At 61.8% G+C, this 13,728-nt stretch carries 11 protein-coding genes; 6 read left to right on the top strand and 5 right to left on the bottom strand.

Features of this window, described 5'->3' with window-relative positions; genetic code table 11:
• Positions 1-178: 178 nt before the first annotated feature.
• The 5 genes from K7G82_RS15670 to K7G82_RS15690 all read left to right on the top strand — a co-directional run bounded on the left by K7G82_RS15670 (position 179) and on the right by K7G82_RS15690 (position 6,329).
• Positions 179-1,525, top strand: a complete 1,347-nt coding sequence (locus K7G82_RS15670; protein WP_222990854.1) for an MFS transporter — start codon at positions 179-181, stop codon at positions 1,523-1,525.
• A gap of 267 nt (positions 1,526-1,792) precedes the next feature.
• Entirely contained in the window at positions 1,793-2,458 is a 666-nt protein-coding gene (locus K7G82_RS15675; protein WP_222990855.1) for a hypothetical protein, read from the top strand.
• A complete protein-coding gene (locus K7G82_RS15680; protein WP_222990856.1) occupies positions 2,448-3,047 on the top strand; it encodes a hypothetical protein in 600 nt (199 codons plus the stop codon). The genes K7G82_RS15675 and K7G82_RS15680 overlap by 11 nt, the downstream gene beginning before the upstream one ends.
• Positions 3,044-5,467 (top strand): nucleoside triphosphate pyrophosphohydrolase, encoded by a 2,424-nt coding sequence (locus K7G82_RS15685; protein ID WP_222990857.1) that lies wholly within the window; start codon positions 3,044-3,046, stop codon positions 5,465-5,467. Before K7G82_RS15680 ends, K7G82_RS15685 begins: the two co-directional genes overlap by 4 nt.
• 166 nt (positions 5,468-5,633) lie before the next feature.
• Positions 5,634-6,329, top strand: coding sequence for a restriction endonuclease (locus tag K7G82_RS15690; RefSeq protein WP_222990858.1), 696 nt, complete (start codon positions 5,634-5,636; stop codon positions 6,327-6,329).
• A 323-nt stretch (positions 6,330-6,652) separates the two neighbouring features.
• Here K7G82_RS15690 and K7G82_RS15695 read toward each other — a convergent pair whose 3' ends face one another.
• The 5 genes from K7G82_RS15695 to K7G82_RS15715 are packed head-to-tail and all read right to left on the bottom strand — an operon-like array spanning position 6,653 to position 12,625.
• On the bottom strand, positions 6,653-7,627 hold the full coding sequence (locus tag K7G82_RS15695) for a fumarylacetoacetate hydrolase family protein (protein ID WP_222990859.1): 975 nt from the start codon (positions 7,625-7,627) through the stop codon (positions 6,653-6,655).
• A gap of 26 nt (positions 7,628-7,653) precedes the next feature.
• Complete coding sequence (locus K7G82_RS15700; RefSeq protein WP_222990860.1) at positions 7,654-9,291, bottom strand: FAD-dependent oxidoreductase; 1,638 nt, start codon at positions 9,289-9,291, stop codon at positions 7,654-7,656.
• Complete coding sequence (locus K7G82_RS15705) at positions 9,288-10,307, bottom strand: DODA-type extradiol aromatic ring-opening family dioxygenase (RefSeq protein WP_222990861.1); 1,020 nt, start codon at positions 10,305-10,307, stop codon at positions 9,288-9,290. Before K7G82_RS15705 ends, K7G82_RS15700 begins: the two co-directional genes overlap by 4 nt.
• Before the next feature lie 22 nt (positions 10,308-10,329).
• Positions 10,330-11,292, bottom strand: coding sequence for a fumarylacetoacetate hydrolase family protein (locus K7G82_RS15710; protein ID WP_222990862.1), 963 nt, complete (start codon positions 11,290-11,292; stop codon positions 10,330-10,332).
• A 49-nt stretch (positions 11,293-11,341) separates the two neighbouring features.
• Entirely contained in the window at positions 11,342-12,625 is a 1,284-nt protein-coding gene (locus K7G82_RS15715; protein WP_222990863.1) for an aromatic ring-hydroxylating dioxygenase subunit alpha, read from the bottom strand.
• A gap of 112 nt (positions 12,626-12,737) precedes the next feature.
• Between K7G82_RS15715 and K7G82_RS15720 the strand changes: the two genes are divergently transcribed.
• Entirely contained in the window at positions 12,738-13,559 is an 822-nt protein-coding gene (locus tag K7G82_RS15720) for an IclR family transcriptional regulator (protein WP_222990864.1), read from the top strand.
• Positions 13,560-13,728 lie beyond the last annotated feature (169 nt).

Consider the following 13,728-nt stretch of genomic DNA (forward strand, 5'->3'; position numbering starts at 1 on the left):
AAGTCCTGTTCTTCCTTTGCCATCGCGGGAGAAGGACAGGGCTTCGACAGGCTCAGCCCGAACGGCATCGGGGCTGGCGCACTGTTCTGACGCCACGCGCGCCGGCGATGCGCCACCCGGCACCCACACCCGATATTCCAACGCAAAACATGCCCAAACCGGCAACGGGAGAGGTTCAATGACAGTCGCGGCACAGGCACCGGAGGGCAGCGCCGACGGCGCGCCCGTCAGCTACCGTTATGGCTGGTACACCGCCATCGTGCTGATGGTGGCCTATACCCTCTCCTTCCTAGACCGGCAGATCCTGACCCTGATGGTCGGCCCGATCAAGGCGGACCTGGGCATCACCGACACGCAGTTCGCGCTGCTGACAGGCGGCGCCTTCGCGCTGTTCTACACCGCGATGGCGCTGCCGATGGGGTGGATGGCCGATCGCTATCCGCGCAAATGGATCATCGCCGCCGGCATCTCCGTCTGGTCGCTGGCGACGGGCGCCTGCGCGCTCGCCCGCACCTTTCCGGCGCTGATGGCGGCGCGGATCTGCGTGGGCGTGGGGGAAGCGACGCTCTCCCCGTCCGCCTATTCGCTGTTGCGTGACCGGTTCGACGACACCCGCCTGCCGCGCGCGATGAGCATCTATTCGCTGGGCATCTTCATCGGCGCGGGCACCGCGCTGATCCTGGGCGGCATCATCGTCGGCGCGCTGGAGACGACGCCCTATGTCACCTTCCCGCTGCTCGGCACCTACAAGTCGTGGCACGCGGTGTTCCTGATCATCGGCCCGCCGGGGCTGCTGATCGCGCTGTGGGTGGCGACGCTCAGGGAACCGGCGCGCAAGAAGACGATCGACAAGGTGGACACGGGCTCCTTCTCGCTCACCGTGATCGGCCAGTTCCTCGGCAAATGGCCGCTGATGGGCGTTTCGCTGTTCATCGGCGCGGGCTTCCTCTCGATCCTCTCCTATCTCGACGCCTGGTATCCCGAACTGTTTATCCGCATGCACGGGTGGAAGGCGGACGAGGCGGGCTGGGTGAACGGCCTCGCCTCGCTCACCGCCGGCCCCGCCGGCATGGTGTTCGCCGGCTGGTATTCCAGCCGCTGCATCGCGCGCGGACAGGTGGATGCGTGCATCATGATGGCGACGGTGTGCGCGATCGGCCTCAGCATCTTCGGCACGCTGATGCCGCTGATGCCCAACGCCACGCTGATGGCGGTGATGATCTGGCCGATCAAGTTCTTCGGCGGCTTCAATCCCGTGCTGATCCCCGCCGCGGTGCAGATGATCGCCCCGCACAATCTGCGGGCGCAGCTCGGCGCGCTGTTCCTGCTCTCCACCGGCATCCTCGGCACCGCGCTCGGCCCGATCGTGCCCGCCGCGATGAGCGATTACATCATCATGGACGAATCCAAGCTCAACATCTCGATCGCCATCACCGCCGCGATCGTCGGCCCGATCACCGCGATCCTGCTGACGGTGGGACGGCGGCAGTTCCGAGAGCGGGTTGCTGCTATGCGAGCGGGGTGATTAAGCAGAGCGTGGGTTTTGGCAGGAAAACGGCAATGGTGGGCCGGTTGCCGACTGACGGCTTTGCAGCGTCATTATGCGAAATGAGAAGTTGCTCTAGGAGACCGGCCTGCTACTTGCGAGCAGCCGAAACGGCCTACTTGCCGCCCCTTAACCTCGCATTGGCGATCTGATTGGTATCCAGCTGTTGAAACCGCTGGCGTGGTAGGCCAATGTGGGATGCTTTCACCATGGCCATGGGCGTGATAGGATCGTTTTGAGGTGGCAATGACGTCGGGTATCGAGATGGCCAGCGGCAAACAACGGTTTGCGGCGCTGCTTTCTGGGCGCGGCACAGCGGTCTACGATAGGCCTTTGCTCGAAACTCAGGATTGGATCGTTGCCCCGACCCTAGGCGCCATTGTGCCGGGTTGGCTTTTGATTATCCCCCGCCGCTCAGCAACGAACGCCCGTGAATGGGCCTCTAAATCGGGCCTTTCTCCCTTGGAAGCGGTCCGCGAAATCGCTGCTCACCTCTCTCTTGCGATGGATGAGATAATTTGGTTCGAGCATGGCCCGGTGAGCACGGGCACACCTGTTGGGTGCGGCCTGGATTACGCGCACCTACACGTGATCGTGCGCCCCCCTTTCGATTTTGCCGCCTTCACGGCTGGCGCGCGTGCTGGAGCAGATCTTACTTGGTACGAAGCCAATGCCGTCGACGCGTATGCTCAGATGGGCGCCAGATCCTATTATATCGCTGGCTCCGGTGACATTGCGATTGTCGCGACTGATGTCGAGAGCGCAGGCTCTCAGTTCTTCCGCAGAGTGGCGGCATCATTGATCGGCGATGGTGAGACCTGGAATTATCGCGATCATCCCCATAACGAGAACATCGAAGGCACGATCGAGATGTTCCGCCATCTCGAGGCCGCCCGACAGCGTGACTGCTGACGACGTGCCCCCCACGCCGGCGGCAGAGCCGACGGCGCCGATGAAGCCCACCTTTGGTGGGGTTCAAGACTATACTGATGGGCGGAAACCTTGGCAGTGGGAGTCGAAATACCCGCTTGAAGCGCGGCGTGAGATGAACGTAGAAACGTACACTCTCATTTTCATGCTGGTAATTTCAATCCTTGGCGCAGGAATTTGCCTCGGATTGGCAGATCAAAACATCTCCATTTCTCTAGGCAACGCCAAGCTCTCCATAAGCTTTCGCTTGCTTGCGATTTTCTGCACTGGATCGGTCGGTGGAATTACCTTCTCTATTAAATGGCTGATCCACTCAGTGGCCAAGGGTAAATGGCACCTTGATAGGCGCTATTGGCGGTTGATGACCCCCGCTATTGGGGGAGCCTATGCTTGTGTTGTAATGACCTTGTTCGCTTCTGGCATGTTCGCCGCGCAGACGGCTGCCGCGCCAGCCTCGGGGATTGCGCCGACAGCGGCGCTAGCATTCCTGGTCGGCTATTTCTCAGACGGCGTGAGCGGGCTGCTCTCGAACATTGCCAACGCCGTATTCGGTACACTGGAGAAGAAGTGAACGACATCATCCTGTCCGATGCATACGAGCGCATCGACTGGGCGGACATTCAACAACTTGCCACTAGGTTCGGCGTGAAAGGCGCGAGTTCTCTAGCGATTCCAAGAGCCTGGACTCCTCCATTTGCACTGATTTCCGCAGCGCTGGCCGCATCAGCTTCCGTTGCTCACGACTGGCTAGATGCGCCTTTTGTCACAAAATTGCGCGAGATCTCAGGGCCTCGAAAGCAGCTTCTTGTTCGATCAAGCGTCGTCGGTGAGAGCATCTGGGAACGTGGCACATTCGAAAGCCACGAGCTCGAATTTGACGACGACCTCTCTGTATTCAGCAGCGGATTGATTGATGCGATCAGCAAGGTTCTTGCATCAACCGGAGATCGTGAAACAGGTATCATGGTCCACCGCCACATTCGCCCGACCGCTCAGGGCGAGTTTGGCAATCTACAGCGCATTTCCAAGACCCGCGATCATTGGGAAATTTCAATAAGGGAAGCCGACGGCCTGACCCTTCGCCAGCGGCTGAACAGCCAACGCGATCAAGCTGCCGAACCTGAAGCACGGCTGGCCGTTAAGTCCGGCTTGGCGCGTGAGCGCCTGTTTGGAAGCGTCGGGGCTTGGCTCAATAACGAGCTTCTGCGGGGGCGGTCACAACGATTGAACTGTGAGTGGATCACCGATAACAGCGCTTATTATCTTGTCCAGATCGACGAAGAAGACGAGGACCTTTGGGGCGCAAACCCATTCCAAGTTCGCGTAGCGCCAGCAGCTCGGCCGGAAGCAAACAGCGGCGCCTATTTTCGGTTGGCGGAGGAGAGCGCTCTTCGAGAATGGGACAAGCTGGAAGTCCTTGAGCAATTGTGGGAGCCTAATGCGCTTCACAAGCCCACTCTATTCTATGCGCCGCTAAGCGCGCTGCCAAAGCGACTTACCAAATCAGCTCAAAAGAAGCTTGAGGACGATTTCCGGGCGCTAATCGGTAAAGCTGGTATCATGGTGCGCACAAGCGTCCCCGCAGGAGCGGAAAAGATCACCAATCTGCCTAGATCGGAATGCCTCGACCCAGCTACAGCCGCAGATTGGGTTATAAAGAATGCGCGGGAGCTAAGGCGCGCAAACCCCGACAAGCAGTTCGCATTTGTCGCGCACCGCTTCGTAGCCTCCCGGAGCAGTGCATGGGTGCGCGCGGAACCGCAGAATCCGGTTGTGGAGATTAATTCCCTCTGGGGCCTGCCAGATGCGTTGCAATATTGTCCGTATGATATTTGGGAAGTACACGTGCCGACAGGGCACGCTACCGACTATCCTGAATACAAATCTGATATGCTCATTTCGCAGCCCGACGGGGGGTGGCAGTATGTTCGGGTAAAGAATGAACTAGCGCGAAGCAACAGCATCGTTTCGGCCGAAGCAAAGGATGTCGCATTACGATCCGCGCACGTCGCCGAGCGTCTTGGGCGCGCCTGTCATATAATGTGGTTTATCGGCTGCGTGGACGTGGACGGCAGGGCGTTCAATCTCCCCTGGTACTGGACCGAAGCGCATGAAGCAGATCACGATCCCGGGCGAAACCCCGATCGAAGCAGCTACAGAGTCTTTACGGTGACCGATCGTGAAACGCTTGGGCAGTTTGTAGCGTGGCAAGGTGCACGAACCAGGCAGGCTCTGGCCTTACGGCCGACGGATCTAAATCTCATGCGCGACAATGAGTTCATTGAGGCTGTAGGCGCAGCTGCTCACGCAGCGCGCGTTCCAATCATTCTGTCGGGCTCGACGCTCGCCCACGCATTCTATCAACTGCGTAAAATCGGCTGCACCATCGTCACGCCAACGGAAAAAGACCATTCTCGCGTCCGTCGCGCAACGAACCTCGGCAAGCTTGTTCGCGACAAAATACCGGGGAGGATAGCGGAGCGACAAGAAATTCAGGTCGCGCGGCAGATATCCGGAAATCTGCGCAAGGGCTTTCTAATCAGCAAGCTGATTGAGGAAGCACTCGAAGTACGAGAGGCTTCAAGCGAGGCGCAAAAACGCGAAGAGCTAGCGGATTTGTTTGAAGTCTTCCGCGCTATTGCCAAAGCGGAGGGTGTCTCACTCGATGCGGTGAAGCGCTCGGCAGACGATAAGAGGCGTAAGGCGGGAGGATTCGAAGAAGGTCTGATCCTCCTTCAGACGGGGATAGCTGGTTCTGACCGTGATGTGCTGGCTGACTGGGAGCGTGGGATTGGCGAGGTCCTGACGGATCGATCGACAGAGGATAGTACTGAAATTCCTTTCTCTTTTTTTGGCTTCATGGAAATGGACCAGCCGCGCTCGATCTATTTTGAACAGTTAGGGATGCGTCTAGATATCGTTCTGAAGACGGATCGCCTCGAGCTACGATTATCGCCTGGCCCGCAACAGCTCGGTCTACCTCTCACTTGAGGGAGTATCGCAAGTCGTTTCTTACTCGCCTCAAACTGCCCATCTCGCGAACGATCGCCATCCTTCCTCTTGCGGTAACGACCCTCGCTGAGGGTTGCCCACAAATAAGCCTTTGATCAAGAGCAGTTTCCTTGACTTATTGTGATATTTGACGGGAGTGGGGGCGATGGCTGTTGATTGGAAAGAGTACCAACAGGAAGCAGCCGAGTTTTTCCGATCGCTTGGCCTATCTGCCGACATTGACATGACATTGAAGGGTGCAAGAACCACGCATGATGTCGACGTGGTGGTAAGATCTAAGCACGTCGGCTTTGAGATTCTTTGGCTCGTCGAGTGCAAGCATTGGAAATCGCCTGTTTCTAAACTTCATGTGCTCGGTCTGCGCGAGATCGTGGCAGATCTTGGTGCCGATCGAGGCATCCTTCTGTGCGAAGCGGGTTTTCAAGCAGGGGCGATCGAGGCCGCGAACCTAACGAACGTACAGGTTAGCTCGTTGGCAACTCTTTCGTTGGAAACTAAAAATGATCTATCAGCTATGCGATTACGCGACATTGCCGATCGTGTCGCTATAGCGAAGTCACTGTATTGGGATTTGGACAAGAGCTATCGGATTAAGATCGGTCTTCGATCGGATAGCTTTGAGCACAGCTACTCCGGAAACCTGATTGTTCTGTATTCCGAGACGGTACTAGCAGAAGCGCGACGCGAGCGGTACCCGATTCAAATGGGTGAATATGGTAGCTTCCTTGGCTTCGATCTTCCAAAGACCTATCACAGCTTCGACGAAATTACCACTGCGCTAGACCCGATGCTCACCGACCTTGAAGAGCGTTTGGCGAAGGCCTACGCGGCGTTGAAGTGACAGATTTCCATGGGAGCATCGGATCGCAGTGAGTAGCTGCCGTCGCGATCTGGCAGAATGAGCCATCGAAACCCTGACCATAAATCAGAAACGATCTTTCGCTTTCAGCAATAGCTTCCATTAGCCCCTTCGTAGACGAATGTTGACGAACGACGGCTTTGAAGAGCAGCGCTGCCCACATTGAACGTCCGAAATGAGGGCGCAAAGCTGTCACCAAGCATGACGTTCGAATTCCAACTATGAAACTTCGTGGCGGAAAAATCTCGTGCGAGGAAGGAAGCCACAGAGAATTGCGGCACCATGACGTGACACCGCCCTACCCCTCAGCCCCCAATCAACCGGTTCCGCAGCACCCCAATCCCCTCGACCTCCAGCTCCACGACATCCCCGTCATCCAAGAATGTCAGGCTCTCATAGCCGCACCCATCCGGCACCGTGCCCAGCGCGATCAGGTCGCCGGGGTGGAGGGTTTCGTCGCGGGAGATGTAGGCGATGGTGTCCCTGATCGAGTGCTGGCCACCACCGGAGGTGGTGCGCACGCGTTCCTCGCCGTTCACGCGGGCGATCATGGTCAGGTTTTCGGGGTCGGCGATCTCGTCGGCGGTGACGATGCAGGGGCCGATCGCGTTGCCGGTGTCGAAATCCTTGCCCTTGGCGGGGCCGAAGCGGAACTGGGTTTCGCGCGATTGCAGATCCCGCGCGCTGAAATCGTTGAAGATGGTATAGCCGAACACCGCATCCAGCGCGGTTTCGGGCGTCAGGTTCTTGGCCGGGCCGCCGATCACCACCGCCAGTTCCAGCTCGTAATCCATCAGCTTTGCCGCACTCGGGCGGATCACATCGGCATCGGGGCCGATCACGCTCATCGGGTTGCCCTTGTAATAGAGCGGCTGATCGTACCAGACCTGGGGGATATTATAGAGGCCGGCGGCGCGAAAGCCCGCCAGCGTGGCGGCGGGATCGGCGGTGGCGCGCGCGCGCAGCTCCATCGCGGCGGCGATCGCCTGGCTCACATGGCGTTCGTAATTGCCGCAATCGCGGATCTGGGTGGGGCGCGGCAGCGGCGAGAGCAGGCGCACGGTTTCGCGCGCGCGCCATTCCGCCTCCGGGGCCGATTGCAGTAAGTCGGCGATCCGGTTCAGGCCGATCCTGCCCGCGGCGATCACCGCGATCATATCGTCCAGCACCGGACCGCCGTCGCGCGCCGTCGCGGCGGCTATGTCGAGGATCAGATCGCCATCCGCCAGCACGCCCGGCCGGGCCCGGCCCTGGCCATCGAGGAACGTCACCAGCTTCATCGCGATCTCTCCAGTCTTGTTGGCTTTCAGGCGCCCCGGATCTTGCCGACGAGCCCGTCGACATCGTCCGGCAGCGCATCACCGCGCCAGGCCACGTGCAGGTCCGGCCGCGAGAGCAGCAGGGCGTGGCGATAGACGCCGGTGCGCTCGTCCTCCGCCACGTCGATGATCTCCAGCGGCACGCCCGCCTCCGCCGCCGCGATCTGCAGCGGCAGCACGTCCACCGCCGGATCGAAGCGCATCAGCGTATAGTCCGCGCCGAAATCGTCATAGGCGGAACGGCCGTTGGTCCGCCAGAAATGCGGGGTGCGGCAGCCCGGCACGGTGGAGGGCTGGAAACCCGCCATCGAATAGCCCGGCGCCTGTTCGCCGTCATAGGTGATCAGCGGCGATTTCGGGTAGAAATAGCCGAAATTGAGGCCCCCGCAGCAATATTGCTGGACGTTCAGGTCATAGACGCGCTTGCCCATGCCCGCGCGCGCCTCCGCGCCCGCATCGTCATCCTGCTCCACTTCCGCCGGCACTTCGCGGCGATGCGCCATCGCGCTGATCGCGTGGTTCATCGCGAAGTGGGAAACCTGTTCGGTGATCGGCAGGCGCTCCGCCTCATAGGCGTCGAGCAGATGCGCGCCGCCCCAGCCGTTGAGCGTGCCGGCGAGCAGCCAGGCAAGGTTCATCGCGTCGGCGATGCCCGCGTTCATGCCATATCCGGCATAGGGCACCCACAGATGCGCGCTGTCTCCGCAGATGAAGATGCGGCGATCGCGGAACTTGTCCGCCACCAGACGGCGGCCGATCCAGTCCTCCTTGCTGATGATCTCATATTCGAAATCGTCGCCCACACCCAGGATCGTGCGGATCGCGGCGTCGCGGTCGATCGCGTCGAAATCCTCCTCATGCTCGTAGAGGTAGCAATGGATCAGCCAGTTCTCCTTGCCGTCGATCGCCACGGTGTTGCCCGAGCGGCGCGGATTGAGCGACAGGTTCATCCAGCCCGGCCGCCCCTGCATCATGCTGAGCAGTTTCGGCGCGCGGATATAGGTGGATTGCACGCGCTGGACGACGGGGTCGCCCGAAAGCTTCGCGCCGATGATGTTGCGCACCAGCGATCGCCCACCGTCGCACCCGATCAGATAGGGCGCGGCCAGCGTCATCGTCTCGCCACTGTCCAGGTTGCGCGCGGTGGCGGTGACGCCGTCTTCGTCCTGCGCCGCCTCCACCAGTTCGGTGCGGTTGTGGATGGTGATCAGCGGATGCGCTTCGGCATGCGCGAAGATGATCGGCTCCAGATAGATCTGGTTGATCCGGTGCGGCGGCTCGGCGGTGGGCCACCATGTGTCCGGCCCGTCGAAATCGGTCCAGCGTTCGGCGCGCGCGGGGATGGGGATGCGCGTGATCTCGTGCCCCTGCGTCACCGTGGTGCGATAGACGCAGTCATTGGGGTAATCCGCCGGCAGCCCGGCATCGCGCACATCGTTGGCGATGCCCAGGCGGCGGAACGCCTCCATCGTGCGCGATGCGACATGGTTGCACTTCACGCTCGGCGGCTCGCCCGCCTCGCGCCGTTCCAGCACGGTCGAGCTGATGCCGCGCCGCGCGAGATCGAGCGCGAGCACGAGGCCGACCGGGCCGGCGCCCGAGATGATCACCGAACGCGCGCTCATTGCCACGCCACGAATGCGCAGGAGGAACCGGTGCCGCCCTCGGTGCGGTAGAGCTTCTGGTAATCGATCACGGACATGGAAAGGCCGGCTTCCTTCATCGCGGCGGATGTGGCGATCCAGCTCTTGCACTCGGACGTGCCGGCCATCAGCTCGTTCTGCGGAATGGTCGACAGCGCCTGTTCGTCGTCGCGCGCCAGCGCGTCGAGGAACCAGCGGTCCCAGCTTTCGTCCACCACGAAATGGGTGAGCCCGCCGGTGGTGATCACCGCGACGCGCAGATCCTGATCCCAGGATTCGATCGCCCGCGCCACCGCGCCGCCGAACTTGTAGCAGCGCCGGGCGGAGGGGCTGTTGTCATAATACCAGCAATTCACGTCCACCGGCACATTGGGCTTCACATGATCGCGCAGCACGTTCTTGTAGAGGAAGCCATAGGCGTGCGGCAGGCCGTAAAGCAGCGACTTGTCGTTGGTGACGGTCGGCTTCTCGTGGCAGAGCGTGACGTCGAAATCCTCGTCCGCCAGGCTGCGCGCGATATGCCTGCCCAGCGCGCGCTGTCCGGGAAAGCTCACGCGCTCGCTGGGCAGATGGCCGTGGTCCGAAATCTCGATGCCGACGGGAAGCCGGGCGTTCTGCTCGGCGGTGCGCGGCAGGTTGGGCAGCTCGTCCGCGCCGATCACCGCGAAGGCGGGCACGATGTCCGAAAAGAACTCATGCTGGTCGTTGCCGATCATCACGACGACATCGACGTTCGCCGCCACGAACATCTCGTGCAACCGGTCGATCGCGGCGAAGCTCGCCTCCAGCGCCGCGCGGCGGGTGGCGAGATCGAGCAGGTCGCCGATCCCGTCCTCCGCGCGCGCCGCCTCCAGCTCGGCATAGGGGAGCTTCTTCCCCTTGTACCAGAGCGGGATGCCGTCGGCGCGATCGCGCGCGCCCCGGATATCCCAGTCCTCCGCAAGGGTATGGAGCTGCGGCGTGTGCGCGCAGCCGATACCGAGCACGATCTTGGCCACTTCGTCCCTCCCGTCCGGTGCGTCAGGGGATCATGCGGATGCGGTTGGACAGGCGACCGAGCCCGTCGATCTCCACATCGGTGACCTTGCCGTCATACAGGTTCAGATAGGTGCCGATATTGCCGCGCGGGAATTTCGGCGTGCCCTTCGACGCGGTGCCGGTGTGGATGCAGTCGCCCGGCTCCATCGTGAACCACTTGCTGGCTTCGGAGATCACGCGCTCCACGGGGAAGAAATAATTGCCCGTGCTGTCGTCGGCATAGCATTCGCCGTCGATATAGCCGCGCACGTTCAGCGCGTTGGGGTTGGGCACCTCGTCCTTGGTGGTGAGCCAGGGGCCCATCGCCGCGAACGTGTCCGCCGCCTTCGACTTGGAATGGTAGATGAAGAGCAGCCAGGTGTCCTCACCCTCGAACTTGGGGCGCCACGCGGTGTGGTGCGGCTTCACCACGTCCGCCGTCTGCTTCAGCGCGATCGAATCCTGGCCGAACTTCACGCCGCTGGCGGTGACGTCGTTGGTCAGCGTGTAGCCGAACACATAGTCCAGCGCCTCTTCCGGGGCGATGTTCTTGGCGCGCTTGCCGAAGACGACGACGGGTTCGGGCTCGGGGATCGACTGGCCGTGATCGGCGAGCAGGTCGATCGTCTTGTTATGGCCGGTCAGCGCCGAACGCCCCTTGATGAAGAACATCGGCGCCGTCATCGGCTTCATGGCTTTTTCGTTGAGATTGTTGTTGTTGACCGCGCAGCCCAGAATCTTGGACGGGCGCGGATTGGGCGCCATCCAGTCGGGATTGCCCAGCTCGATCACGGGCAGCTTGCCGGCGAGCGCGGCGACGATCGCCTCGTTCGCCTGATCCAGGCCCTTGTCGCCCGCCTCGATCAGATCCTCCATCCATGCGAAATCGAGCGCGACCGCCGCTTCGTCGGCCACGCGCGCGATCACCGTCGGCTTGCCGTCGATCCTGATCGTACCAAGTTTCATGTCGCTCTCCTGCTCAAATGCTCAAAGGGGTTCGGCGCCGGCGGCGCGGTTAGATCGTGTGTTCGGCGTCTTCGGGAATCATGCCCATCGCGACCTGATATTCGCGCTTCACGGCCTCGGGCTGGCCCACCTGATGCTGGTAATCGGGGCGGTTCAGGCGGTATGCGAGCGCGTCGCCCATCGCGCGGCTCTCCGCCAGGGTCATCGACGATGTGAACATCTCGCGGTGCTTGATCGGCAGCTCGACGCACATGTTGCGCTCGGGATCGCGGATCAGGCCCTTGGGGTCCTGCCCCTCGGCCACCAGTTGCATGTTCTTGTCGAAGCTGCGGCGCAGCATCGCGATGCCCAGGTCGCTCTGGCCCAGATGCTCCTCGGTGCGATCGGCGATCACGCCCTGCCCCACCCAGGCGACGATATCCTGGTTGAGCACATGGCTGGTGATCCAGTTGCCCTGATCGTCCTTCACCGGCCCCTTCCAATAGGGCACGCGCTGCTGGACATAGGGTTCGCGGTCCACGGGCACGCGGTGGAACATCCAGGTGATGCTCAGCGTGTTCTCGTCATCCACGGGGATGCGCCATTCGATATGGTCGCCCAGGAAGAAGGCGTTGGGCCACAGCGCGGTGGCGCCCACCGTCCAGTGCTGGTTGCTCTTGTCGGTATCCTCGCGGACGCGGCGATAGATATGGCCGAATTCGAACTCGTCGAACTTCAGCTCCAGATGCTTGGGGCCATAGCTGCCGTCGCCGAACAGCCGGGAAGACCAGTTGCGGTGCATCCATTCGAAATGGACGGGATCCAGGCTGTTCTCCTGGCACTGGAACCAGTTGCACGGCACATCGGCATAGACGACCTGGCGAAAGCCGTTTTCCCAGGTGAAGGGTTCCCAATTGGGCACGAGCGGCGCGGGCTCCGGCCCCATATAGGCCCAGAGCATCCCCGCCTTTTCCTCGACGCGATAGGCCTTGGTGCGGATCTTGTCGCGGAAGCGCGCCTTGGGATTGGCAAGATCCTCGAAGGGCTGTTCCAGGCACTGGCCCGACGCGCCGAAGCACCAGCCATGATAGCTGCAACGGATGCCGTCATCCTCGACGATGCCGTGCAGCATGTCGGCGCGGCGATGCGGGCATTGCCGGTCGATCAGGCCATAGCCGCCATTGCCGGACCGGAAGGCGACAAGCTCCTCGCCCAGCAGCTTCACCGGCTTGATGCCCAGATCGTCGAGCTCGGCCGCCGCCGCGAACGGATGCCAGTAACGCCGCAGCAGCTCGCCCATGGGCGTTCCCGGTCCCACGCGCGTCAGCCGCTCATTCTGTGCCGGACTCGCCATTGCGGCGCCTCTCCAAACTGCCGATGTTTCGGGGGTTTCGCTATCGGCGTGTCTCGACATGCGCAACAACAGCGTCCATATGTTGCACTATGCGCGACAAATGGAGGGCCGGATGAGCGATCGGGATCTGCGGCGGCAATCGCCGACCATCGGGCTGGGCAATATCGAATCGGTCGCCACCGCCGCCAACATCATCGACCTGCTGGCGGAGCGCGGATCGAAGGTGAGCGTGCAGGACGTGGCGGACATATTGGGCATCACCAAATCCCGCGCGTCGCGGCACCTGACCAATCTGGAGGAGCTGGGGCTGGTCGGCCGCCAGGGCAGCCGGGGCTATGAACTGGGCTGGCGGCTGATGCGCTGGGGGCAGATCGCCGCGCGGCGCATGGATATCGGCATGGTGCTCGACGAGCATCTGACCGCGCTGGGGCGCGAGACGCAATTGACCGTGCTGCTCTGCACCCCGGCCGATGGCGACGCCGTGGTCGTCCGCACCATTCCCGCGCCCCAGGCGATCCATATCAATGTCGAGCCCGGCCTTGTCCTCGGCCTGCCCGATTCACCCTCCGCCCGGATCGTCTTCGCCTTTCTGCCGAAGGAGGCGCGCGAGGCGCGGCTGGAACATCTCTGCACGCGCGAGGCGAGCTTCCGCATCGGCGACCGCGCCGAATTCATGGAGCAGGTGAGCAAGATCCAGCGCGACTATTATTGCTGGACGCGCGACAAGTTCAATCTCGGCCATGGCGCGCTCGCCGCCCCCGTCTTCGACCAGGGCGAGAATCTCTCGGCCGTCGTCACGCTGATGGTGCCGCGCGGCGACCTCGCCGAACACGGCCCCTCGCGCGCGATGCTGCAATCGCTGATCCGCTGCTGCGCGCAATCCTCGCGCCGGCTGGGCTCGCGGTTGCAATATCCGGGGGTTTCGGCGGGGTGATGGGTGCGTGGGACTGCCCCCGTCACTCCGCAAGGCCCATCAGATTTGCCCAGCCGTCGTTCACCCCCTCCCTTGTCATCCCCGCGCACGCGGGGATCCAGCTTTTCCGTGAAGCGTCAGGAAAAAGAAGAAGAAGCTGGATCCCCGCATGCGCGAGGATGACAGAAGA

The sequence above is a fragment of the Sphingomonas colocasiae genome, from assembly GCF_019880585.1.
GTDB classification, from domain to species: Bacteria; Pseudomonadota; Alphaproteobacteria; order Sphingomonadales; family Sphingomonadaceae; genus Sphingobium_A; species Sphingobium_A colocasiae.

Bases quoted from the DNA above. Each gene is read 5' to 3' on its own strand.
- K7G82_RS15670 (WP_222990854.1), top strand. From the start codon at position 179: ATGACAGTCGCGGCACAGGCACCGGAGGGCAGCGCCGACGGCGCGCCC.
- K7G82_RS15675 (WP_222990855.1), top strand. From the start codon at position 1,793: ATGACGTCGGGTATCGAGATGGCCAGCGGCAAACAACGGTTTGCGGCG.
- K7G82_RS15690 (WP_222990858.1), top strand. From the start codon at position 5,634: ATGGCTGTTGATTGGAAAGAGTACCAACAGGAAGCAGCCGAGTTTTTC.
- K7G82_RS15695 (WP_222990859.1), bottom strand. From the start codon at position 7,627: ATGAAGCTGGTGACGTTCCTCGATGGCCAGGGCCGGGCCCGGCCGGGC.
- K7G82_RS15700 (WP_222990860.1), bottom strand. From the start codon at position 9,291: ATGAGCGCGCGTTCGGTGATCATCTCGGGCGCCGGCCCGGTCGGCCTC.
- K7G82_RS15710 (WP_222990862.1), bottom strand. From the start codon at position 11,292: ATGAAACTTGGTACGATCAGGATCGACGGCAAGCCGACGGTGATCGCG.
- K7G82_RS15715 (WP_222990863.1), bottom strand. From the start codon at position 12,625: ATGGCGAGTCCGGCACAGAATGAGCGGCTGACGCGCGTGGGACCGGGA.
- K7G82_RS15720 (WP_222990864.1), top strand. From the start codon at position 12,738: ATGAGCGATCGGGATCTGCGGCGGCAATCGCCGACCATCGGGCTGGGC.